Origin of the sequence: Variovorax sp. V93 (assembly GCF_041154485.1) — a bacterium.
Classification (GTDB): Bacteria; Pseudomonadota; Gammaproteobacteria; order Burkholderiales; family Burkholderiaceae_C; genus Variovorax; species Variovorax beijingensis_A.
On sequence record NZ_AP028669.1, the window covers coordinates 4,967,478 to 4,989,485 of the forward strand.

At 67.4% G+C, this 22,008-nt stretch carries 24 protein-coding genes; 8 read left to right on the forward strand and 16 right to left on the reverse strand.

Going from position 1 to position 22,008, the window contains the following annotated elements; genetic code table 11:
* Positions 1-112 precede the first annotated feature (112 nt).
* From ACAM54_RS23535 to hpxZ, 8 genes are all read left to right on the forward strand, one after another.
* Positions 113-1,018: a LysR family transcriptional regulator gene (locus tag ACAM54_RS23535; protein WP_192328193.1), complete on the forward strand. Its 906-nt coding sequence runs from the start codon at positions 113-115 to the stop codon at positions 1,016-1,018.
* Positions 1,019-1,155: 137 nt separating this feature from the next.
* The gene (locus ACAM54_RS23540) at positions 1,156-2,322 is read left to right on the forward strand and encodes a ring-opening amidohydrolase (protein WP_369649110.1); all 1,167 of its coding nucleotides are present in this window, start codon (positions 1,156-1,158) and stop codon (positions 2,320-2,322) included.
* 163 nt (positions 2,323-2,485) lie between these two features.
* Entirely contained in the window at positions 2,486-3,700 is a 1,215-nt protein-coding gene (locus ACAM54_RS23545; protein ID WP_369649111.1) for an FAD-dependent oxidoreductase, read from the forward strand.
* Entirely contained in the window at positions 3,697-4,242 is a 546-nt protein-coding gene (locus ACAM54_RS23550) for a VOC family protein (protein ID WP_369649112.1), read from the forward strand. Before ACAM54_RS23545 ends, ACAM54_RS23550 begins: the two co-directional genes overlap by 4 nt.
* Positions 4,229-5,236: an ABC transporter substrate-binding protein gene (locus ACAM54_RS23555; RefSeq protein WP_369649113.1), complete on the forward strand. Its 1,008-nt coding sequence runs from the start codon at positions 4,229-4,231 to the stop codon at positions 5,234-5,236. The genes ACAM54_RS23550 and ACAM54_RS23555 overlap by 14 nt, the downstream gene beginning before the upstream one ends.
* An 8-nt stretch (positions 5,237-5,244) precedes the next feature.
* Positions 5,245-6,078, forward strand: a complete 834-nt coding sequence (locus ACAM54_RS23560) for an ABC transporter ATP-binding protein (protein ID WP_209501071.1) — start codon at positions 5,245-5,247, stop codon at positions 6,076-6,078.
* On the forward strand, positions 6,075-6,851 hold the full coding sequence (locus tag ACAM54_RS23565; protein WP_369649114.1) for an ABC transporter permease: 777 nt from the start codon (positions 6,075-6,077) through the stop codon (positions 6,849-6,851). The genes ACAM54_RS23560 and ACAM54_RS23565 overlap by 4 nt, the downstream gene beginning before the upstream one ends.
* A gap of 8 nt (positions 6,852-6,859) precedes the next feature.
* A complete protein-coding gene (gene hpxZ / locus ACAM54_RS23570) occupies positions 6,860-7,249 on the forward strand; it encodes an oxalurate catabolism protein HpxZ (RefSeq protein ID WP_261380204.1) in 390 nt (129 codons plus the stop codon).
* A gap of 12 nt (positions 7,250-7,261) precedes the next feature.
* Here hpxZ and ACAM54_RS23575 read toward each other — a convergent pair whose 3' ends face one another.
* The 16 genes from ACAM54_RS23575 to atpB all read right to left on the reverse strand — a co-directional run bounded on the left by ACAM54_RS23575 (position 7,262) and on the right by atpB (position 22,004).
* A complete protein-coding gene (locus ACAM54_RS23575) occupies positions 7,262-7,789 on the reverse strand; it encodes a DUF3617 domain-containing protein (protein ID WP_369649115.1) in 528 nt (175 codons plus the stop codon).
* Positions 7,790-7,869: 80 nt separating this feature from the next.
* Positions 7,870-8,577: a phosphatase PAP2 family protein gene (locus ACAM54_RS23580; protein ID WP_369649116.1), complete on the reverse strand. Its 708-nt coding sequence runs from the start codon at positions 8,575-8,577 to the stop codon at positions 7,870-7,872.
* 49 nt (positions 8,578-8,626) lie between these two features.
* Positions 8,627-9,790, reverse strand: coding sequence for a Gfo/Idh/MocA family protein (locus tag ACAM54_RS23585; RefSeq protein ID WP_369649117.1), 1,164 nt, complete (start codon positions 9,788-9,790; stop codon positions 8,627-8,629).
* A gap of 57 nt (positions 9,791-9,847) precedes the next feature.
* Positions 9,848-10,810, reverse strand: coding sequence for a substrate-binding domain-containing protein (locus ACAM54_RS23590; RefSeq protein ID WP_055808012.1), 963 nt, complete (start codon positions 10,808-10,810; stop codon positions 9,848-9,850).
* A 47-nt stretch (positions 10,811-10,857) separates the two neighbouring features.
* The gene (locus ACAM54_RS23595) at positions 10,858-11,859 is read right to left on the reverse strand and encodes an ABC transporter permease (protein ID WP_369649118.1); all 1,002 of its coding nucleotides are present in this window, start codon (positions 11,857-11,859) and stop codon (positions 10,858-10,860) included.
* Positions 11,846-13,384 (reverse strand): sugar ABC transporter ATP-binding protein, encoded by a 1,539-nt coding sequence (locus tag ACAM54_RS23600; RefSeq protein ID WP_369649119.1) that lies wholly within the window; start codon positions 13,382-13,384, stop codon positions 11,846-11,848. The genes ACAM54_RS23595 and ACAM54_RS23600 overlap by 14 nt, the downstream gene beginning before the upstream one ends.
* Positions 13,381-14,550: an ROK family protein gene (locus ACAM54_RS23605; protein ID WP_369651013.1), complete on the reverse strand. Its 1,170-nt coding sequence runs from the start codon at positions 14,548-14,550 to the stop codon at positions 13,381-13,383. The genes ACAM54_RS23600 and ACAM54_RS23605 overlap by 4 nt, the downstream gene beginning before the upstream one ends.
* A gap of 237 nt (positions 14,551-14,787) precedes the next feature.
* Complete coding sequence (locus ACAM54_RS23610) at positions 14,788-15,207, reverse strand: F0F1 ATP synthase subunit epsilon (protein WP_145739649.1); 420 nt, start codon at positions 15,205-15,207, stop codon at positions 14,788-14,790.
* Between the two features lie 12 nt (positions 15,208-15,219).
* The gene (gene atpD / locus ACAM54_RS23615) at positions 15,220-16,620 is read right to left on the reverse strand and encodes a F0F1 ATP synthase subunit beta (protein WP_124958922.1); all 1,401 of its coding nucleotides are present in this window, start codon (positions 16,618-16,620) and stop codon (positions 15,220-15,222) included.
* A 127-nt stretch (positions 16,621-16,747) separates the two neighbouring features.
* Positions 16,748-17,137, reverse strand: a complete 390-nt coding sequence (locus ACAM54_RS23620) for a hypothetical protein (RefSeq protein ID WP_145739647.1) — start codon at positions 17,135-17,137, stop codon at positions 16,748-16,750.
* 87 nt (positions 17,138-17,224) lie between these two features.
* On the reverse strand, positions 17,225-18,100 hold the full coding sequence (gene atpG, locus ACAM54_RS23625) for a F0F1 ATP synthase subunit gamma (protein WP_145739645.1): 876 nt from the start codon (positions 18,098-18,100) through the stop codon (positions 17,225-17,227).
* Between the two features lie 21 nt (positions 18,101-18,121).
* A complete protein-coding gene (atpA, locus tag ACAM54_RS23630; RefSeq protein ID WP_145739643.1) occupies positions 18,122-19,675 on the reverse strand; it encodes a F0F1 ATP synthase subunit alpha in 1,554 nt (517 codons plus the stop codon).
* Between the two features lie 48 nt (positions 19,676-19,723).
* Complete coding sequence (locus tag ACAM54_RS23635; RefSeq protein ID WP_145739641.1) at positions 19,724-20,254, reverse strand: F0F1 ATP synthase subunit delta; 531 nt, start codon at positions 20,252-20,254, stop codon at positions 19,724-19,726.
* 8 nt (positions 20,255-20,262) lie between these two features.
* Positions 20,263-20,733, reverse strand: a complete 471-nt coding sequence (locus ACAM54_RS23640) for a F0F1 ATP synthase subunit B (protein WP_007830193.1) — start codon at positions 20,731-20,733, stop codon at positions 20,263-20,265.
* A 77-nt stretch (positions 20,734-20,810) separates the two neighbouring features.
* The gene (gene atpE, locus ACAM54_RS23645) at positions 20,811-21,077 is read right to left on the reverse strand and encodes a F0F1 ATP synthase subunit C (protein WP_172672154.1); all 267 of its coding nucleotides are present in this window, start codon (positions 21,075-21,077) and stop codon (positions 20,811-20,813) included.
* Between the two features lie 57 nt (positions 21,078-21,134).
* Entirely contained in the window at positions 21,135-22,004 is an 870-nt protein-coding gene (atpB, locus tag ACAM54_RS23650; RefSeq protein ID WP_145739640.1) for a F0F1 ATP synthase subunit A, read from the reverse strand.
* Between the last annotated feature and the right edge of the window lie 4 nt (positions 22,005-22,008).

Genomic DNA, 22,008 nt, shown 5'->3' on the forward strand with positions numbered 1-22,008 from the left:
GTGGTCCGCGTGCCGAAGGCCGGGCGCGAAGCGGTGTGGGCGGCGGCCTACGCTCGCTTCGCCGGCCCGGCTGCGCATGGCCCTGTGGAACAATCTTTGCCACCCACTCCCCATGCTGCATCCGCCTCGCCACTTCGTCTACCTCGATGCCGTCGCGCGCGCGGGGTCGATCCGCAAGGCAGCCGAGAAGCTGCACGTGGCCTCGACGGCGCTCAACCGCAAGATCCTCGAGATCGAGTCCGACATCGGCACGCCGCTGTTCGAGCGCCTGCCGCGCGGCGTGCGCCTCACGGCAGCGGGCGAGGTGCTGATCACCGCGGTGCGGCGCAGCATGGCCGACATGCGCTCGGCCGAGTCGCAGATCGAGCAACTGCGCGGGCTGGTGCGCGGCACGGTGCGCATCGGCTGCGCCGAATCGGTCGCGACCGACCTGATCCCCGGCACCATCGCGCACTACCAGCAGACGCACCCGGGCGTGCAGTTCCAGATCGTCTCGGGCGTGACGGGCAACCTGGTCGCGTCGCTGATGGCCGACGATGTGGAACTGATCCTGGTGCACGACCCGCAGCCCTCGGAGACGCTGCGCGTGATCAGCGCGATCGCGCAGCCGCTGTGCGCAATGCTGCGGCCCGACCATCCGCTGGCGAGGCGCGCCACGCTGCGGCTGGCCGATTGCCAGAAATACACCGTGGCGCTGGGCGACCGGTCGTTCGGCAGCCGCCGGCTGCTCGACGACGTGATGGCGCGCTCGCGCATCGCGCTGCAGGTCGCGCTGGAGGCCAGCACCGTGCAGACGCTCAAGGAGTTCACGCGGCAGACGGGCGCGATCAGCTTCCAGTTCCAGATCGGCACGCTCAACGAGGTGCGGCGCGGCGAGCTGGTGTCGATCCCGCTGTCGGACCGGGCGCTGGCGCACAGCCAGCTGGTGCTGGCGGCGCGCGCCGGCCGCATGCTGCCGATCGCCACGCTGTCGTTCATGGAAACGCTGGTCAACCGGCTGGCAGCGTTGCCGGGCTGAGCGGCCCGCGGCCGCGCGCCGTCCACGCGGCGAATTTCGTACTGCACACAATTTGCGCTCGGTCCGAGCGAAACATTGCGCTGGAGGTTTGCACCCCGGCTGCCCATACTGCGTTCATCTGTTGCACCGCAGCATCCATGGACGCCCACACCCTCCTTCCCCCAGGCACCGCGCCGACGCAGGCCGCCACGCGCCCCCGCCTGGCCGTGCACCGGCTGACAATGGCCCATCCGGGCGACCTCTCGGCGCTCGCCGCGCTGTTCGACGAGGGCGTGATCGAGCCCGCGCAGGTGGTGGCCGTCATCGGCAAGACCGAAGGCAATGGCGGTGTCAACGACTTCACGCGCGGCTACTTCACCCAGACGCTGATGAGCCTGCTGGCCGCGCGGCTGGGCCGGCCGGCCGCCGAACTGCTGCGCGAGCTGCCCTGCATCCTGTCGGGCGGCACCGAGGGTGTGCTGAGCCCGCACTACGTGGTGTTCGCGCGCACCGGGCAGCCCGCCGCGGCCGCCGGGCCCGGCCCGGGCGCACTGGCGATCGGCACGGCCGTCAGCGCGCCGCTGCCCGCGCAGCATGTCGGGCGCTGGGCGCAGGTGGCGTCGGTGGCCGGCGCGGTGCGCGAGGCGATGCGCGGCGCCGGCATCGCCCGCGCCGAGGACGTGGCCTTCGTGCAGGTCAAGTGCCCCTGCGTGACGGCCGCGCGCGCCCAGGCCGCCACCGCGGCCGGCCACACGGTGCTGACCGCCGACTCCGGCCGCTCGATGGCGGCGGCGCGTGCCGCCGGCGCTTTCGGCGTGGCGATCGCACTGGGCGAGCTGCCCGACGACCCGGCGCTGGAGGCCTCGATGCTGGCCGACTTCGAGCGCTTCTCCCGCCGTGCGAGCATTTCGTCGGGCGTCGAGGTCGAGGCCAACGAAGTGATCGTGCTCGGCCACAGCGCGGCATGGGAAGGCACGCTGCGCATGGCCTGCGCACCGATGCGCGACGCGCTGGACATCGGCGCGGTGGCCGAGGCGCTGCGGCCGCTGGGCATGAACGCGGCGCCCCAGCTGAGCGCGGCCGATGCAGCACGGGTGGCGGCGGTGTTCGTCAAGTGCGAGCCCGACCGCCGCGGCCACGTGCGCGGCCTGCGCCACACCATGCTCGACGACACCGACATCAATGCCCAGCGCCACATCCGCGGCGCGGTCGGCGGCATGGTAGCCGGCGTGCTGGGGGACGCGCGCATCTTCGTTTCGGGCGGCGCCGAGCACCAGGGGCCGGACGGCGGCGGACTGGTCGCGGTGATCGCGCACGCGGCATGACAGCACGCTTGCAAACCGATGCCGGCGCGGACTTGGTACGCATCCTGCAGGTGACCGCACCCACCATGCACGCCACCGGCCACGCCTTCGAACAACGCCATCCCCGGCAACGCCGGCGTCGCGCGCCTGCCGCGGCGGCGCCTCTCAGCGAGACCTCATCCGCATGAAGATCGTGATCATCGGAGCCGGCGTGGCCGGCGCCATCCTGGCCCGCCGGCTCGCCGCGCTGCCTGGCGTCGAACTGCATTGCCTGGAGCGCGTCGGCCCCGACGACCACTCCGAGGCCGGCACCGGCCTCAACGTGGGCCCCAATGCGGTCAAGGCGCTGCGCCTGTGCGACACGGCGCTGGCCGCCGAGGTCGAGGCCGCGAGCCTGCCGTGGAAGCACTGGCAGATCGCGCTGACCGACGGCACGGTGCTGTTCGACCTGCCGCTGTCGCAGGTGGCGGACAACCCCGGCATCCGCATCCGCTGGTCGGAGCTCTACCGCGTGCTGCGCGAAGGCGCGGGCGCGGCGATCCGGTACGGCTGCGAGATCGCGTCGATCGCCGCGGCCACGGGCGGCGGCGGACGCACCGCCGTGCGCTACATCCAGGGCGGCGTCGAGCACCGCATCGACGACATCGACCTGCTGGTCGGCGCGGACGGCCGCTATTCCGCCACCCGTGCGTCGTTCTCGGGCCTGCCCGAGCCGCGCCATGTGGGCGTGGCGATCCTGCGCACGCTGGTGCCCGACACCAGCGCCGGCCTGATCGACGACTACGGCCAGTGGTTCAACGGCCCGCACCGGCTGCTGGCCTTCCGCGTGCCGCCGGGGCATGTCTACATCGCGGCGACCTACCCGGTCGAACCCGGCGCGCCGCTGCGCGACGAATGGAAGACCGAAGCCACGATGCGCGCCACCTACCGGCCCGCGCAGGGTGCGCCGAGCGCGCAGGTGCAATGGCTGATGGACGCCATGTGCGCAAACCTGCCGCACAGCCACTGGGCCCGCATGCAGGAGTCCGACGTGCTGTTCGGCGAAGCCGATTTCAATGTGATGTACCTGGGCGACAGCGCCCACGGCATGGCCCCCACGCTGGGCCAGGGCGCGACCCAGGCCATGGAGGACGCCTGCGCCGCCGCGCTGATCCTCGAGCGCGAGATCCGCGCCGGCCGCCAGGCGCCGCGCGACTGGCTGGCGCTGGTGGACGCCGCGCGGCGCGAGCGCATCCGCTTCGCGATGGCGCTGTCGATCACGGCCACCGACACCATGCTGGCCGGCGCCGATCCGGTGGCCGGAACGCGCTGGAAGACCGGGCCCGGGTTCCTCGGCGACCTTTCCACCCTGTTCCGCGACGTGTCGCTGGGCCAGCGCGAGCCGGTGCCAACGCCATGACAACGACGAACGCCGCCATCACGCACGGCCTCTTCCATCTCGCGATCAAGACCGCGGACCTTGGCCGCACCCGCGCCTTCTGGACCGGCGTGATCGGCCTGCGCGAGATCGCGCGGCCCGACTTCGGCTACCCCGGCGCATGGCTGGCCTGCGGACAGCCGGGCGGCCAGGCCATCATCCACGTCTATGCCGGCGGCCCGGCGCTCGGCCAGGGCGGCCAGGTGCCGCACGGCAGCGGCGCCATCGACCATGTGTCGCTGGCCTGCTCGGGCTACCACGCATACGTCGCGCGCTTTCGCGCCGCGGGGCTGGACTGGCGCGAATTCCTCGTGCCCGGCACCACGCTGTGGCAGCTGTTCGTGTACGACCCGAGCGGCGTGCAGCTCGAGCTCACCTTCGAAGGCGCGGTGGAAGACGGCGCGCCGCCCGACATGTCGGCCGCGCGCGTGTACCGCGCCGGCAGCTCATTCTTCGATCCGCTGACCTATCCCGCCCTGACCCCGCCACCCCGTTCCGGAGAACCCCACGATGCCACGCCCTGAGCTTTCCTTCGCCGCGCCCCTTCGTGCCGCCGCCCGTCTCGCCGGCGCCGCGGCCTTCGTCCTCGCCGCGTTCGCGGTGCTGCCGGCCCAGGCGGCCGACCGGATCAAGGTCGGCGTGTTTCCCTCGAGCGCGGCACTGCCGTTCTACGTGGCCGTGAACCGCGGCTACTTCAAGGAGGCCGACCTGGAGATCGAGGAGGTGCCCATGACCAGCCACCCGCTGACCGTGCAGGCGCTGGTGTCGAACGGCATCGACGCGGCGGTGAACCTGGTGACGCTCGAAGGCGCCAACATGGAATCGCGCCGGCCCAACACGCTGAAGTACATCTCGCTCAACGGGCAGAACGCGCAGCACGTGATCGAGCAGTTCGTCGTCAAGGCCGACAGCCCGGCGCGGACGCTGAAGGATTTCAGGAACGGCTTCAAGCTGTTCTCGGCGCCCGGCCCCGCCAACATCGGCGCTGCGCGCGCGGTGCTCAGGAAGGTGGGTCTGGCCGAAGGCCGCGACTTCACGATCCAGGAGCAGCAGATCGGCGTGCACCTGGGCGCGCTGCAGTCGGGCAACTTCGACGGCGGCTACACGCTCGAGCCGTCGGCCACCATCATGGTCGCGCAGAAGATCGGCAAGCGCATCGAGGCCGGCGTGATCTCCACCTACCTGCTGGGCAACAAGAGCGCCTCGGCCTTCGCGGCCGGCGCCGTGATGTCGGGCAGGTTCATGGCCGACAAGCCCGACGTGGCCAGGCGCTTCGCCGCCGCCTGGGCGCGCGGCGTGAAGGAAGCGCAGGCCGACAGCAGCGCGCGCGGCTACCTGGTGCAGGGCATGAAGGTGCCGCCCGAGCTGGCCGCCACCGTGCCGCTGCCGCGCATCGTGATGGCCGAGGACATGACCCCCGCCGATGTGGGCGACTTCCAGAAGTTCCTCGACATCGGCACCGAGCTGGGTGTGGTCAAGGACAGGATCGACGGCAAGGCGCTGGTGCGGGCCTTCTGATGCGCACCATGAGCACCCACCTGCCGATCGGCACCGCCGCGCCCGATGCCGCGGACGGCGGCGCCTCGCACCGCTGGTACCCGAAGGGCACGCACATCACGATCCGCGGGCTGACCAAGCGCTTCCAGGACGCAACCATCTACGACAACTTCGACCTCGACATTCCGAAGGGAAAGATCGTGTCGGTGTTCGGCCCCAACGGCTGCGGCAAGAGCACGCTGATCAACATGATCGCGGGCATCCTGCCGTGCGACAGCGGCCAGATCCTGTTCGAGGGCAAGGAAGCGCGCGAGACGCGCATCGGCTACGTGTTCCAGAACTACCGCGAGGCGGTGTTCCCGTGGCTGCGCGCGATCGACAACATCCGCTACCCGCTGCAGTACCTGAACCTGTCGAAGGTGGAGCAGCAGTCGCGCATGGACAGGCTGATGGAGAGCTTCGACGTCAAGCTCGACCTGCAGCGCTACCCCTACCAGATGTCGGGCGGCCAGCAGCAGCTGGTGTCGATCATGCGGGCACTGGTGGTCGATCCCGAGGTGCTGTTCCTCGACGAGCCTTTCTCCGCGCTCGACTACGAGATGGTGATGTTCCTGCGCGAGCGGCTGCAGAAGGTGCTGGTCGAACGCCGGACCACCACCTTGCTGGTCTCGCACGACCTCGACGAGGCCGTGCTGCTGGCCGACGAGGTGCTGCTGCTGACCAAGCGGCCCACGCGCGTGGCCGAGAACTTGCCCTTCGACGTGGCGCGCCCGCGCACGGCCGACACCACGATCACGCCGGCCTTCATCGCCACCAAGACCCGCGCGCTGGACGTGTTCCAGCGGGAGGTGCGCAAGCCATGAGCCTCGCCCATCGAGCCAACGCCTTCGGCGCCCACCTGCGGCCGCTGTTCGGCATCGCCGCGCTGATCGGCCTCTGGGCCTTCGTGCATGCGACGCGCGCGGTCGACCCGGTGCTGCTGCCCTCGCCGCTCGAAGCCCTCGCCGCCTTCTGGAACGGCCTTGCGCACGGCACGCTGTGGGGCGACTTCTTCAAGACCATCGTGCGCACCGTCACGTCCTTCGGCCTTGCGCTCGTGATCGCGGTGCCGCTCGGCATCGTGCTGGGGTCGAACGAGAAGATCTACGAATCGATCGAGTTCGCGATCGACTTCTTCCGCTCGACGCCGGCCTCGGCCATGTTCCCGCTGTTCCTGGTGCTGTTCGGCGTCGGCGAGGCCACCAAGATCGCGGTCGCGGCCTTCGGCGCGGCGCTGGCCATCCTGTTCAACGTCGCCTACGGCGTGATGAGCGCGCGCAAGCAGCGCCAGCTCGCGGCCAAGGTGATGGGCGCGCCGCGCTGGCGCGTGCTGACCGACGTGATCCTGCTGGAATCGATGCCGCAGGTGTTCGTCGGCATGCGCTCGGGCGTGTCGATCGCACTGGTGATCGTGATCGTGGCCGAGATGTTCATCGGCTCCACCGATGGCCTCGGACAGCGCATCATGAACGCGCAGACCATCTTCGACATGCCCGACATGTACGCCTCGATCTTCGCGGCGGGCCTGCTCGGCTACGTGATGAACCTCGTATTCCTGGTGGCGGAGCGGCGCTTCGTCCACTGGGGCGGAAAGTAAGACAAGCCATGACCGTTTCCATGACCGACATCAACCTGCCCGCCGTGCTCGCCGAAGTCGAGGCCGCGTTCGCCGAGTACGAACGCGCGCTCGTCACCAACGACGTGCCGGTGCTCGACAGGCTCTTCTGGGATTCGCCGCACACGCTGCGCTACGGCGCCGGCGAGAACCTCTACGGCTATGACGCGATACGCGCGTTCCGCCAGGGCCGGCCTGCGGTCAACCTCGAGCGCGAGATCACCGCCAAGGCCATCACCACCTTCGGGCAGGACTTTGCGGTCGCGAACGTCGAGTTCAGGCGCGCGGGCAGCGACCGCACGGGCCGCCAGAGCCAGACCTGGGCCCGCCTGCCGGAAGGCTGGCGCGTGGTGTCGGCGCACGTGAGCCTCATGGGCTAGGGCCAGCCAGCGCTATTTCTTCGGCTGGCCCTTCATCATGTCGATGACGTTCATCTTCATGCCGTTCCCCATGATCATGTCGCCGGGCTTCTGCCCGGCCTTGCACGGGCCGACCCACTTCGCCTCCATGACGAAGCTCCCGCCGGATTTGCCCATCATCGGCGGCTTGTAGGTCGAGCTGCTCTCCATCCGGTAGCTGGAACCGAAGTCGCCCGTGACCACCGCGTGGCTGGTGGCGGTGGTCGTGCCCATGCTGCACACGGAATCGATCACGAGCGTGCCGCCTTCCCTGCGCATCTCCTGCTTCGAGCAGGCGTCCTTGCCCATCCCCTGCCCCATGTCGCGCAGCGCCTGGTCGGTGGCGGCGTCGATGCATTGCTGCATGGTCTGCGCCGGCGCGCTGTTGGCGCCACCGGCGCCGTCCCCCATCTTCATCTCCCAGAGGCCGGGCTTGCGCGCGGGATAGTCGATGGCCAGTGCCGGCAAAGCCGTGCTGCAGGCCAGCATGAAGAAGGCGATGGCCGATGGACGAGTCTTCATGGCGGGCTCCGCATCAGTTCAAAGAAAAGGATGCCCAGGTTCTACCGCGCGCGGTGCGCCGGTGGAATAGCGCAATCGGCCTACGCCGGCCGTGCCTGCACGGCGGCTGCCGCCACCGCGGCCTTGCGGGGACGCGAGGCCCACCCGAAGCCGATGCCCAGCGCCAGCCCGCCGAGCACGTCGACCAGCACGTGCTGGCGCACCGCCATCGTCGAATAGACGATGGCCACGGCCCACGCGATGTTGAGCGCGCGAGCCCATGCGGGTGCAGCCACCTCGCGCAGCTGCCGCGCGAGCACCACGCTGGCAAACACGGAGAACGACACATGCAGCGACGGAAACGCGTTGCCGGCCGCATCGACGGTTTTCAGCAAGTGCAGCGAGGTGCCCGGGCTGGTGTCGATGCTGAAATTCGGGATGGCTGTCGGCACGAACCAGAACACCGCGAGCGCGATGCCGGTCATGAAGGCGCAGCCCAGCGCAAAGCTCCACAGTTCACGCCTGTCCTTGGCAAGGAACACCGGCAGCGCGATGTAGAGCCACAGCGAAAGATAGACCGGCAGCAGCGCCGGCCAGAAGGCGATCAGCCGGTCGAGCGCAGTGAGCGGCAGCGTCCAGGGCTGGCCGGCGTTCTTCATGATCCAGAAATACAGCGGGAAGAAACCCGCGGTCGCGACCGTGTTGCCGACCAGCTTCAGCGGCCAGAGCGCGCGGCACCGCCGGCCCAGGGCGTGAAGCCAGGGCCGTGGATTCGAAGGCGGCGGATCTTTGAAAGAAGAAGGTGTCATGAACGCCCGATGCGGTGCGCCTGGAACTCGCGCAAGCGAGCCCGCGGCCCTACCAGGGCGTCCATTTTGATTCGCTTTGGGCCGAGGCCACCGTGCGCTCGATGAAGCGCACGCCGCGCGCCCCGTCTTCCACGCGCGGGTAGTCGGCCGCGATGGCATCGGCCGGCTGTCCTGAATGCCGTGCGCGGATGTCTGCCACCACGCCGGCATAGATGTTGGCAAAGGCCTCGACGAAGCCTTCGGGATGGCCGGCAGGCAGGCGGCTCGCGCGCTGCGCGGCCTCGCACAGCCAGGGCGAGCCGCGCGTGAAGATCTGCTTCGGCCCGTCCTGCGGCAGGTGCACCAGCTGGCTCGGCTGCTCCTGCCGCCACTCGAGCGTGCCGAGCGTGCCCGAGACGCGCAGCCGCAAGTCGTTCTCCAGGCCGGTGTTGATCTGCGAGGCAATCAGCACGCCGCGCGCGCCGCCCTTGAAGCGCAGCAGCAGGCTGCCGTCGTCGTCGAGCATGCGGCCCGGCACCAGCGCGCTCAGGTCGGCGCACAGGCTCTCGATCTCCAGGCCGGTGACGCTCGCGACCAGGTTCTCGGCATGCGAACCGATGTCGCCGATGGCGCCGGCCGCGCCGCTCCTCGCGGGATCGGTGCGCCAGCCGGCCTGCTTGTTGCCGGCGCCTTCGAGCTGGCTCGCGAGCCAGCCCTGGTTGTATTCGACCACCACCTTGCGCAGTTCGCCGAGCCGGCCCGAGCGGACCATCTCGCGCGCCTGCCGCACCATCGGGTAGCCGGTGTAGTTGTAGGTCACGCCGAACAGCGTGCCCTGCTTCTTCACGGCCGCAACCAGCGCATCGGCCTGCGCGCGCGTGTGCACCAGCGGCTTGTCGCACACCACGTGGAAGCCGGCTTCGACGAAGGCCTGCGCGACCGGAAAGTGCACGTGGTTGGGTGTGACGATGGAGACGAAGTCGATGCGCTCCTCGGGCGGGCGCTTCAGCTCGTCGGCCAGCAGCGACTGCCAGTCGCCGTGGTTCCGGCCGTCGGCCAGGTGCAGGTCGCGGCCCGAGGCGCGCGCCTTGTCCGGGCTCGACGACAGCGCGCCGGCCACGAGCTCGATCTGCCCGTCGAGCGCCATGGCGTTGCGGTGCACGGCGCCGATGAAGGCGTCGCGGCCGCCGCCAACCATGGCGCAGCGCAGCTTGCGGGGAGGTTGATCAGTCATCGATAGGAAGTCCTGGTAGTTGTCCCCTCTCCCCGAGGGTTGAGGGAGCAAGGCAACTCAGAACGGCGAGTTGGGGTGGTAGAAGTCCTTGGCGTTTTCCTTGGTGATCAGCACCGAAGGAATGATCGTGGTCGCGGGCAGCTTCTCGCCCTTCAGCCGCGCCTCGGCCGTGAGCTTGATCGCGTCGTAGATGAACTTGGGCGAGTAGCTCACGTCGGCGCCGATGCGCTTGTCCTTGCCGTCCATGATGGTCTTGACCATGCCCTTGGCGCCCGCGCCGCCGAAGACGATCTTGATGTCGTCGCGCTTGGCCTGCTCGATGGCCTTGAGCACGCCCACCGCCATGTCGTCGTCGGCGGCCCAGATGGCGTCGATGTTCTTGAAGCGCGTGAGATAGTCCTGCGTGACCTTGAAAGCGTCGTCGCGGTTCCAGTTGGCGTACTTGGCGTCGAGCAGCTTGATGTCGGGATGGTTCTTGAGCACCGCATTGAAGGCATCCATGCGCTCGTTGTCCAGCGTGGTGGCAATGCCGCGCAGCGCAACCACGTTGCCCTTGCCGCCGAGCTGCTTGGCGATGTACTCGGCCGGGATGCGGCCGAAGGCGGTGTTGTCGCCGGCCACGTAGGCGTCCTGCGCGCTGGTGTCGGTGAGGCCGCGGTCGACCACGGTCACGTAGGCGCCCTTGGCCTTGACCTGCGCCACCGGCTTGGTGAGCGCGGCCGATTCGAACGGAAACACCACCAGCGCATTGATCTTGGTGACGGTCGACAGGTCCTGCAGCTGGTTCGCCTGCTCGGGCGCGTTGGCCGCGGTCTTGATCGTGATCTTCAGGTCCTTGTGTTCCTTCTCCAGGTCCTTCTTCGCCTGGTTGGCCCAGTAGTTGATGCCGCCCATGAAGCTGTGCGTGGCCGCGGGAATCGAAACGCCGAGGTTCACCTTCTCGGCAGCGAATGCGGGCAGGCTCGCGAGCGCTGCGGCCGCCACGGCCGTGAGTGCGATGCGACGTGTGAAGCTTGTCATGCTGGATGTCTCCTCTTGGTGGATGGAACGGAACGAACGGGAAAGAACTAGCGCCGGCCGCGTTGGAGGAACGCGACGATGATGATCACGAAGCCCTGCACCGCGGCGTTGAGGTACACGCTGATGATGCTGGTGAGGTTCAGGATGTTGCTGATGACCGAGAGCAGGATGGCGCCGATCACCGTGCCGGTGATGCTGCCCGCACCGCCCTTGAGCGCGGTGCCGCCGACGATCACCGCGGCAATCGCCTCGAGCTCCCACAGGAGGCCCGTGGTCGGCGAGGCCGATCCGAGGCGCGGCACGTACAGCAGCGTGGCAATGCCCACGCACACGCCGAGCAGCACGTAGGTGAGGATCTTCACGCGGTCCACGTCCACCGCCGCATAGCGCGCGACCTGCTCGTTGGAACCGATGGCCTGCACGTAGCGCCCGTAGGCCGTGCGGTTCAATATGACGCCGCCGATGATCGCGACGATCACGAACACCCACACCGGCACCGGGATGCCCGCGAGGCTTGCGTAGTACACCGGCGCATAGAGGTCCGACAGCTCGTTGTCGAGCGTGAGCGCGCCGCCGTCGGCAAAGTACGTGAGGTAGGCGCGGAAGATGCCGAGCGTGCCCAGCGTGACGATGAAGGGCTCGATGCGCCCCTTGGTGATCAGCAGCCCGTGCGCCAGGCCGAACAGCGCACCCAGCACTACCGCGAGCACCGCGCCCATCACCACCGCCATCAGCGGCGAGCCCGAGGCCGGCCCGGCCCAGTTGATGAACATGATCACGCTGCCCGCGATGAGCGCCGCCATCGAGCCCACCGACAGGTCGATGCCGCCGGAGATGATCACGAAGCACATGCCCACCGCGATGATGCCGATGAAGGCCGTGCGCGTGAGCACGTTCATGGCGTTGTCAACGGTGGCGAAGTCGCTGTTCAGCAGCGTGCCGCCGATGCACAGCAGCACCAGGCCGATGACCGGGCCGAGCCCGTGCAGGTGCTCGGTCCAGCGCGGCCCGCCGCCGCTGCGGTGTTGCGCGGCTTCAGGCTGCGGCATGGAGGTCTGCGGTTCCGGTGGCATGAGCGATGAGCTCCTCTTCAGTCAAGTGGTCGGCGTTGAGCGTGGCAACCAGGCGGCCCGCGCGCATCACCGCGACGCGGTGGCACAGGCCGATGAGTTCCATCAGCTCCGACGAGACGACGATCACCGCGAGCCCTTCGCGGGCGAGTCGCTGGATCAGGAAATAGATGTCGCGCTTGGCACCGATGTCGACGCCGCGCGTGGGCTCGTCGAGCACCACCACCTTCGGTCTGGGCTGCAGCACCTTGGCGAGCGCGAGCTTCTGCTGGTTGCCGCCCGAGAGCGACGATGCGCGCACCTCGAGCGAACCGGTGCGGATGCCGTAGTCCTTCACGGCCTCGGCCAGCGCGCCGCGTTCGGCCTCGGGCTGGAGCCATGGCTTCGCGTAACGTTCGAGCGCCATCAGCGTGAGGTTCTGGCGCAGGCCGAAGTTCACGTGCAGGCCCTTGCCCTTGCGGTCCTCGCTCAGGTAGGTGAGGCCGTGCCTGGCGGCATCGCGCGGATTGCGCCAACCCTTGCGGTGGGGCACCGGCCTGCCGAGCATCTCGACATCGCCGCCCGCGGGCCTGAGGCCCAGCAGGCCTTCGAACAGCTCGGTGCGGCCCGCGCCGACCAGCCCCGCGAAGCCGAGGATCTCGCCGGGGCGCACCTCGAAGTTCACATCCTGCGCCCAGCCGGGCACGCTGAAGTTGCGCACGCGCATGGCGGGCGCGTCGGCGGCCACCACCACGTCGCGCGGCGGGTACAGGTCGGCCAGCTCGCGGCCCACCATGAGGTTGGCCATCTGGTGGCGCGTAAGCTCGGGTGTGGGCGCACGCGCCACGAAGCGGCCGTCGCGCATCACGATCACCTCGTCGGTCACCTGCTCCACTTCGTCGAGCTTGTGCGAGATGTAGACGATGGTCACGCCGTCGGCGCGCAGCTGGGCGATGAGCTTGAAGAGGCGCTCGGTTTCGCCGGGCGTGAGCGTGGCCGTCGGCTCGTCCATGACCAGCAGGCGTGCTCGGCGTGCAATGGCCTTCGCAATTTCGACGAGCTGCTTCTCGGCCACGATGAGCCTGCGCACCTTGGTGCGCGGATCGATGTTCAGGCCGACGGCGGCGAGTGCGGCGGCGGCATCGCGCTCCATCGCTGCATCGTCGAGCAGCCAGCCTTTCTTCTTCTCGTGGCCGAGGAAGATGTTCTGCGCCACGCTCAGGTCTTCGGCGAGATTGAACTCCTGGTGGATCAGCACGATGCCCAGCGCCTCGGCGTCGCGCGAACTCGCGAACTGCTGCGGCTGGCCGTTGATGCGCAGCGTGCCGCCGGTGAGCGGCTCGTAGCCCGACAGGATCTTCATCAGCGTGGACTTGCCCGCGCCGTTCTCGCCGAGCAGGCCGTACACGCGTCCGGGCGCGAGCGAGAAGCTCACGCCGTGCAGCACCTGCACCGGACCGAAGGCCTTCACCACGCCGTCGAATTCGACCGCGACGCTTCCCCTGGTTTCTTCTGCTGCCGTCATGGCGCCACTCCGCGGACCTTCAGCGTTTCGTGCATCGCGAGCACGCCGGCACCCACCAGGCCGCCCTGCACGCCCAGCGGCGTGTACTGGATTTCGAGATGCCGCGTCGAAAGCGCGAGCGAGCGCTGGTACACGCTCTGCCGCACGGCCGCCAGGAACAGCGGCCCGATGCGCGTGATGCCGCCGCCGATGAACACATGCGAGGGATTGAAGAAATTCACCACCGACGCCAGCATCTGGCCGATGAGGTTGCCCGCGCGCTGGATGATGCCGTTCGCGGCCGTATCGCCGGCGCGGCTCGCCTGGCCCACGTCGACGGCCTCGATGCGCCCGTGCAGGCGCAGGCACTCGGCCAGCATGGCGCTTTCGCCGGCTTCGGCCGCCTGCACGGCCATGCGCGTGATGGCCGGGCCTGCGGCCATGGCCTCGACGCAGCCGACGTTGCCGCAGTGGCAGCGCGGGCCGTCCTGGTCCACGCAGATGTGGCCCACGTCGCCGGCCGACCCGGCCGCGCCGCGATAGACCTCGCCATGGCAGACGATGCCGCAGCCGATGCCGGTGCCGATCTTGATGACGAGGAAGTTGTTGAGCGAACGCTTCAGCCGCCAGAGCTCGCCGAGCGCCATCAGGTTCACGTCGTTGTCCACGAAGACGGGCGCCGCGTAGTCCTCGCGCAGGTAGTCGCGGATCGAGAAGCTGTCCCAGGCCGGCATCAGCGGCGGATTCACGAGCTGGCCGATTTCGAAGTTCACCGGACCTGGCACGCCGATGCCGATGCCCAGCACCTCCTTCGGGCCGTGGCCGCAGCGCGCGAGCAGCTCCCGCATCAGCGCGCGCACCCGCGCCAGCACCACGGCCGGGCCTTCGCGCACATCGGCCGGTTCGTCGTGCTGCGCGAGCACCGTGAGGTCGGGGCGCAGCACTGCAACGTCGAGACTGGTGGCGCCGATGTCGATGCCCACGAGCACGCCGAGGCCGGCATGCAGCTGCAGGTTCTCGGCGCGGCGCCCGCCCGAGGAACGCTGCAGGCCCGCTTCGGCCAGCAGGCCTTGCTCGACCAGGCCGGCGATCAGCGCATTGGCCTTGCTCTTGGAGAAGCCGAGCTGTTCGGCCATGGCATGGCGCGAGCCGCCGGCCGACCAGAAGGTGGTCTCCAGCAACCGCATCTCGTCCGCAGTGATGCCACTCCAGGGTGCCACGCGCTTTGTCTCCAGATATTCTTTTGGCCGCCGGCTGCAGCCGCTGCAGTCCGGGGCGAAGGCGAATACTAGGGGCGCAGCTTCAGCCGGACAAGGCCGAACTTCGACCATGTTCAAACCAAAGTTGGGCTTTTGCAGGAGCGCCGGACGCAAAAAAGCCGCCCGGAGGCGGCTTTTTCGTGAAGAGCTTTTCTGCGCTCCTGCTTACTTCTTCTGGCGGTACTTGCGCAGCGCAGCGATCTGCGCAGCCATCACGGCCAGTTCCGACTGCGCCATCGCGATGTCGATGTCGCTCTTGGCGTTCTTGAGCGCTTCCTCGGCGGCGGCCTTGGCCAGGTTGGCCTTCTCGTCGTCGAGGTCCTTGCCGCGGATCGCGGTGTCGGACAGCACGGTGACGGCGTTGGGCTGCACTTCGAGAATGCCGCCGGCCACGAAGACGAATTCCTCGCCGCCGTCGGCCGTTTCGATGCGCACCGCACCCGGACGGATGCGCGTGATCAGCGGGGTGTGGCGCGGGTAGATGCCGAGCTCACCGGCTTCACCGGGCAGCGCGACGAACTTGGCTTCGCCCGAGAAGATCGACTCTTCCGCGCTGACCACGTCCACATGAATGGTGCCTGCCATGGTGATTCCTTTTTAAGCGACCTTCTTGGCCTTCTCGAACGCTTCGTCGATGCTGCCCACCATGTAGAACGCCTGTTCCGGCAGGTGGTCGGCTTCGCCGTTCACGATCATCTTGAAACCGCGGATGGTTTCGGCCAGCGGCACGTACTTGCCGGGCGAACCCGTGAACACTTCGGCCACGTGGAACGGCTGCGACAGGAAGCGCTGGATCTTGCGGGCGCGGGCCACGGCCAGCTTGTCTTCCGGTGCCAGTTCGTCCATGCCCAGGATCGCGATGATGTCGCGCAGTTCCTTGTAGCGCTGCAGCGTGCCTTGCACGGCGCGGGCCACGTTGTAGTGCTCTTCGCCGACCACGTTCGGGTCGAGCTGGCGCGAGGTCGAATCGAGAGGGTCCACGGCGGGGTAGATACCGAGCGAAGCGATGTCGCGCGACAGCACCACGGTGGAGTCCAGGTGGGCGAAGGTGGTGGCGGGCGACGGGTCGGTCAAGTCGTCGGCCGGCACGTACACGGCCTGGATCGAGGTGATCGAGCCAACCTTGGTCGACGTGATCCGCTCCTGCAGGCGGCCCATTTCCTCGGCCAGCGTCGGCTGGTAGCCCACGGCGGAAGGCATGCGGCCCAGCAGGGCCGACACTTCGGTACCGGCCAGCGTGTAGCGGTAGATGTTGTCCACGAAGAACAGCACGTCGCGGCCTTCGTCGCGGAACGACTCGGCGATGGTCAGGCCGGTCAGCGCCACGCGCAGGCGGTTGCCCGGGGGCTCGTTCATCTGGCCGTAGACCATGGCCACCTTCGAGTCCTCGAGCTTCTCGAGGTTCACGACGCCGGAGTCGGCCATCTCGTGATAGAAGTCGTTGCCTTCGCGGGTACGTTCACCCACACCGGCGAACACCGACAGGCCCGAGTGAGCCTTGGCGATGTTGTTGATGAGTTCCATCATGTTCACGGTCTTGCCCACGCCGGCGCCGCCGAACAGGCCCACCTTGCCGCCCTTGGCGAACGGGCACACCAGGTCGATCACCTTGATGCCGGTTTCCAGCAGGTCCTGCGAAGGCGACAGCTCGTCGTATGCGGGGGCCTTGCGGTGGATCGATGCGGTGAGGTCCTGGCTCACGTCGCCGCGCTCGTCGATCGGACGGCCGAGCACGTCCATGATGCGGCCGAGCGTGGCCTTGCCGACCGGCACCGTGATGGGCGCGCCGGTGTTGGTCACGATCAGGCCGCGGCGCAGGCCGTCGGACGAGCCGAGTGCAATGGTGCGCACCACGCCGTCGCCGAGCTGCTGCTGGACTTCGAGGGTCAGTCCGCCGCCTTCGAATTTCAAGGCGTCATAGACCTTGGGCATCTGGTCACGCGGGAACTCCACGTCGACCACGGCGCCGATACATTGGACAATTTTTCCTTCAGCCATGGCGTTTCCTTCTGGATCTCAATAATGTTGCGACAGGTTCTTGCAGAAGCGTCCTTGTGCCATCGCGGGCCGCTTTTGCAAGAATGCCGGACGGGCCGGCACCCTTGGTTTCTTCAGATACTTCCGATCAGCACTTCATGGCCGCGGCCTGTGCGGCGAAGGCATCGCTGGCAGCCTTGCAGGCCTGGCCCAGCGCGGCCTTGTCGGTGCCCATCGAAGCCCATGCCGCCTTGGTCTGCTCGACGCTCGCCTTCATCGCATCGGCGGCAGCGCCGCTTTGCGCCGACACGCACGCCTGGGCCTTGGCCAGGTAGTCGTTGCACTCCTGCGGCAGGTCCGCGGCCGATGCCGTGGGAGCGGCGGCTGCGGGCGCGGCCGGTGCCGCCGGAGCGGCAGGCGCCGCGGGAGCGGGCGCCGGTGCAGCGGCAGGTGCCGGCGGTGCAGCAGGCGCCTCTTCCTTCTTGGAGCAGGCAGTCAGGGCGGCGGCCATGGCCACCAGAACGAGAAGTTTCTTCATTTGTGCAGAGTCCCCAGAAAAAGGCCTTCGGTTATCGGTTCGCAGTGCGAAGCGCGAATGGCAATGTGGCCCGGTCCATTGCCGCAATCAAACACCGGCAGCCGCAGCGGCGCCGGACACGATTTCCGAAAGCTCCTTGGTGATGCCTGCCTGGCGGGTCTTGTTGTAGACCAGCTTGAGCTCGTTGATCACATTGCCGGCGTTGTCCGTCGCCGCCTTCATTGCGACCATCCGGGCGGAGTGCTCGGACGCCATGTTCTCGGCCACGGCCTGGTAGACCAGCGACTCCACATAGCGCACCAGCAGCTCGTCGATCACGCTCTGCGCATCGGGCTCGTAGATGTAGTCCCACGAATGCTGGCCGGCCTCGACCTGCAGCGAGTCTGCGGCCAGCGGCAGCAGCTGCTCGACGAGCGGCTCCTGCTTGATCGTGTTGATGAACTTCGTGTAGCACAGGTACACGGCCGACAGCTTGCCTTCCGCATAGGCGTCGAGCAGCGTCTTGACCGGGCCGATGAGCTTGTCCAGGTGAGGCGTGTCGCCCAGGTGGGTGACATGGGCCACCACGCGCGCACCGATGCGGTTCAGGAAGCCCAGGCCCTTGCTGCCGATGGCCACCGACTCGATCGCGATGCCCGCGCTCTGCGCTTCCCGCAGCTTGGCCGTCACGGCGCGCAGCAGGTTGGTGTTCAAGCCGCCGCACAGGCCCTTGTCGCTCGTGACGATGATGAAGCCGATGGCCTTGGCCTCGTTCTTCTTCATGAACGCGTGCGTGTACTCGGGATTCGCCTTGCCCAGGTTGGCCGCGATGTTGCGGATCTTTTCGCTGTAGGGGCGGGCGGCACGCATGCGCTCTTGCGCCTTGCGCATCTTGGAAACCGAGACCATTTCCATGGCCTTGGTGATCTTCTTGGTGTTTTCCACCGATTTGATCTTGCCGCGGATTTCCTTACCAGCTGCCATGAGTGCTCCTTGTCCGGCCGATCAGGCGAACGACTTCTTGAACGACGTGATGGCGGCGGTCAGCTCGGCTTCGGCGTCCTTGTCGAGTGCCTTGGCCTTTTCGATCTTGTCGAGCAGCGCAGCATGGCTGGACTTCAGGAACTGGTGCAGCCCGTGTTCGAACGGCAGCACCTTCTTGATGTCCAGGTCGTCCATGAAGCCCTTGTTCACCGCGAACAGCGTGGCGCCCATCAGCGAGATCGGCAGCGGGCTGTACTGGGCCTGCTTGAGCAGTTCGGTCACGCGGGCACCGCGGTCGAGCTGCTTGCGGGTGGCTTCGTCCAGGTCGGAGGCGAACTGCGCGAACGCAGCCAGCTCGCGGTACTGGGCCAGGTCGGTACGGATACCGCCCGACAGTCCCTTGATGACCTTGGTCTGCGCCGACGAACCCACGCGCGACACCGAGATACCGGCGTTGATGGCGGGGCGGATACCGGCGTTGAACAGGTTGGTTTCCAGGAAGATCTGGCCGTCGGTGATCGAGATCACGTTGGTCGGAACGAAGGCGGACACGTCGCCGGCCTGCGTTTCGATGATCGGCAGCGCGGTGAGCGAACCGGTCTTGCCCTTGACTTCACCCTTGGTGAAGGCTTCGACGTAGTCGGCGTTCACGCGGGCTGCGCGCTCGAGCAGGCGGCTGTGGAGATAGAACACGTCGCCGGGGTAGGCTTCGCGGCCCGGCGGGCGGCGCAGCAGCAGCGAGACCTGGCGGTAGGCCACGGCCTGCTTGGAGAGGTCGTCATAGACGATGAGCGCGTCTTCGCCGCGGTCGCGGAAGTATTCGCCCATGGTGCAGCCCGAGTAGGCCGACACGTACTGCATGGCGGCCGATTCGGAGGCCGATGCGGCCACCACGATGGTGTAGTCCATCGCGCCGGCTTGTTCGAGTGCGCGCACCACGTTCTTGATCGACGAAGCCTTCTGGCCGATCGCAACGTAGACGCAGGTCATGTTCTGACCCTTCTGGTTGATGATCGCGTCGATCGCCACGGCCGTCTTGCCGGTCTGGCGGTCGCCGATGATCAGCTCGCGCTGGCCGCGGCCGATCGGCACCATCGAGTCGATCGACTTGAGGCCGGTCTGCATCGGCTGGTCGACCGACTTGCGGGCGATCACGCCCGGTGCGACCTTCTCGATCACGTCGGTCATCTTGGCATTGATCGGGCCCTTGCCGTCGATCGGCTGGCCGAGGGCGTTCACCACGCGGCCGATGAGTTCGGGGCCGACGGGCACTTCCAGGATGCGGCCCGTGCACTTGACGGTGTCGCCTTCGGAGATGTGCTCGTACTCGCCCAGAATCACGGCGCCGACCGAGTCGCGCTCGAGGTTCAGCGCCAGGCCGAACGACGGCGTGCCGTCGGCCGTGGGCGGGAACTCGAGCATTTCGCCCTGCATTGCATCGGACAGGCCGTGCACGCGCACGATGCCGTCGGTCACCGAAACCACGGTGCCCTCGTTGCGGATGTTCGCGCTGACTCCGAGGCCCTCGATGCGGCTCTTGATCAGTTCGGAAATTTCTGCGGGATTGAGTTGCATGACTCTTTCCTTCTTTCTTTGAGGCTACAAGTAGAGGGCTGAAGACCGTCAGGCCGCCAGCGCAACTTTCATTTGTTCAAGGCGCGCTTTGACGGAGGTGTCGAGCACCTCGTCGCCGACCACCACACGAATGCCGCCGATCAGCTCCGGCTCCTGCTGGACCGTGACCTGCAGCTTGCGGCCGAAGCGCTTTTCGAGCGCGGCCGCCACATTGGCCAGGGCCGAGGCGTCGATCGGGAAGGCGCTGTAGACCACGGCGTCGGACGAACCGCTCTTCGCGTTGGCCAGTGCCCGGAACTGCTTCGCAATTTCCGGCAGCACCGAGAAGCGCCCGTTGTCGAGGAGCGCACCCAGGAAGTTCTGGGCATGGGCGGGCAGCGGCGCACCGAAGGCGCCGGCGACCACGCCGAGAACCTGCTCGGCCGTGGCCTTGGGGTTGTCGGCGAACTGCTGGAGCTCCGGACTGGCCGCGATGACGGCCATCTTTTCGAGCCAGGCGCTGGTGCCGGCAACGTCGGACGACGAGGCCTTGAAGAGCGCCTCGGCGTAGGGGCGTGCAATGGTGGCGAGTTCTGCCATGGCTTCTATCAGAGTTCGGTCTGCAGGCGGGCGAGCAAATCGGCGTGAACGCCTGCATTCACTTCCTTGCGCAGGATCTGCTCTGCGCCCTTGACGGCCAGGGCCGCGACTTGCTCGCGCAGCGCTTCGCGCGCCTTCAGTGCCTGCTGGTCGGCTTCGACGCGTGCGGCTGCAACGATCTTGTTGCCTTCCTCGGTCGCGCGGGCCTTGGCCTCTTCAACGATGGCCTGGGCGCGACGTTCGGCGTCGGCAAGACGCTGTGCGGACTCGTTGCGTGCCTGGCCCAGTTCGGCTTCCACGCGCTTGTTGGCGGCGGAGAGTTCGGACTTGGCCTTGTCGGCGGCAGCGAGGCCTTCGGCGATCTTCGCAGCGCGGTCGTCCAGCGCCTTCGCGATCGGCGGCCACACGAACTTCATCGTGAACCCGACCAGGATCAGGAACACGATCATCTGAACGATCAGGGTACCGGTAATGCTCACTTTTCACCCTCTCTTTGGGATTGAATGCGAAGCCATTCCACAGAGGGGAACGACGACACGGGTCCGACGAGAAAGACTTACTTCGGCAGGTTGGCGATCTGAGCCAGGAACGGGTTGGCCGTTGCGAACCAGAGGGCGATACCGGTGCCGATAATGAAAGCGGCGTCGATCAGACCAGCCAGCAGGAACATCTTGGTTTGAAGTTCACCCATGAGTTCAGGCTGACGTGCGGCCGACTCGAGGTACTTGCTGCCCATGATGCCGATGCCGATACATGCGCCCACAGCGCCCAGACCGATGATCAGGCCGGCGGCCAGTGCAACAAAGCTAATAACTTCCATGATGACTCCTAGAGGACTTTGGTTGAAGAGAAAACAAAAAACGAAAACGAAACCGTGCGATCAGTGGTGATCGTGGGCCTGGCCGATGTAGACCAGCGCCAGCATCATGAACACGAACGCCTGCAGCGTGATGATCAGGATGTGGAAGATGGCCCAGGCCGTGCCCGCGATGATGTGGCCGATGGCCAGGCCAATACCGGTGGCCGACAGCGACCAGGCGCCGCCCATCAGCGCGATCAGCAGGAAGATCAGTTCGCCGGCGTACATGTTGCCGAACAGCCGCATGCCGTGCGAGACGGTCTTGGCGATGAACTCGATCATCTGCATCGCGAAGTTGAACGGATACAGCGCCCAGTGGTTGCCGAACGGCGCCGTGAAGAGCTCGTGCACCCAGCCGCCCAGGCCCTTGATCTTGATGTTGTAGTAGAGGCAGACCAGCAGCACGGCCACCGACATGCCCATTGTCACCGAGAGGTCGGCCGTGGGCACGACGCGCAGGTAGGCATGGTGCGGGTCTTCGCCGGCGATGTGGAAGATCTTGGCCCAGATCGCCGGGAACAAATCGACCGGGAACAGGTCCATTGCATTGAGCAGGAAGATCCAGACGAAGATCGTGAGCGCCAGCGGGGCCACGAACTTGCGGCTGGTGGCGTTGTGGACGATGCCCTTGGCCTGCTGGTCGACCATTTCCACCAGCAGTTCGACGGCCGCTTGAAAACGGCCGGGAACGCCCGAAGTAGCCTTGCGGGCCGCCAGCCAGAGCAGCCAGCAACCCAGGATGCCCAGTGCTATCGAGAAGAAGAGCGAGTCGAAATTGAAAACCGAAAAGTCCGCAACACCGCCCGGCTTGGAGCTTTGCAGGTGCGTCAAGTGGTGAATGATGTATTCACCCGCGGTCTGACCATGTTCCGCAGCGTTTTCAGCAGCCATTCAG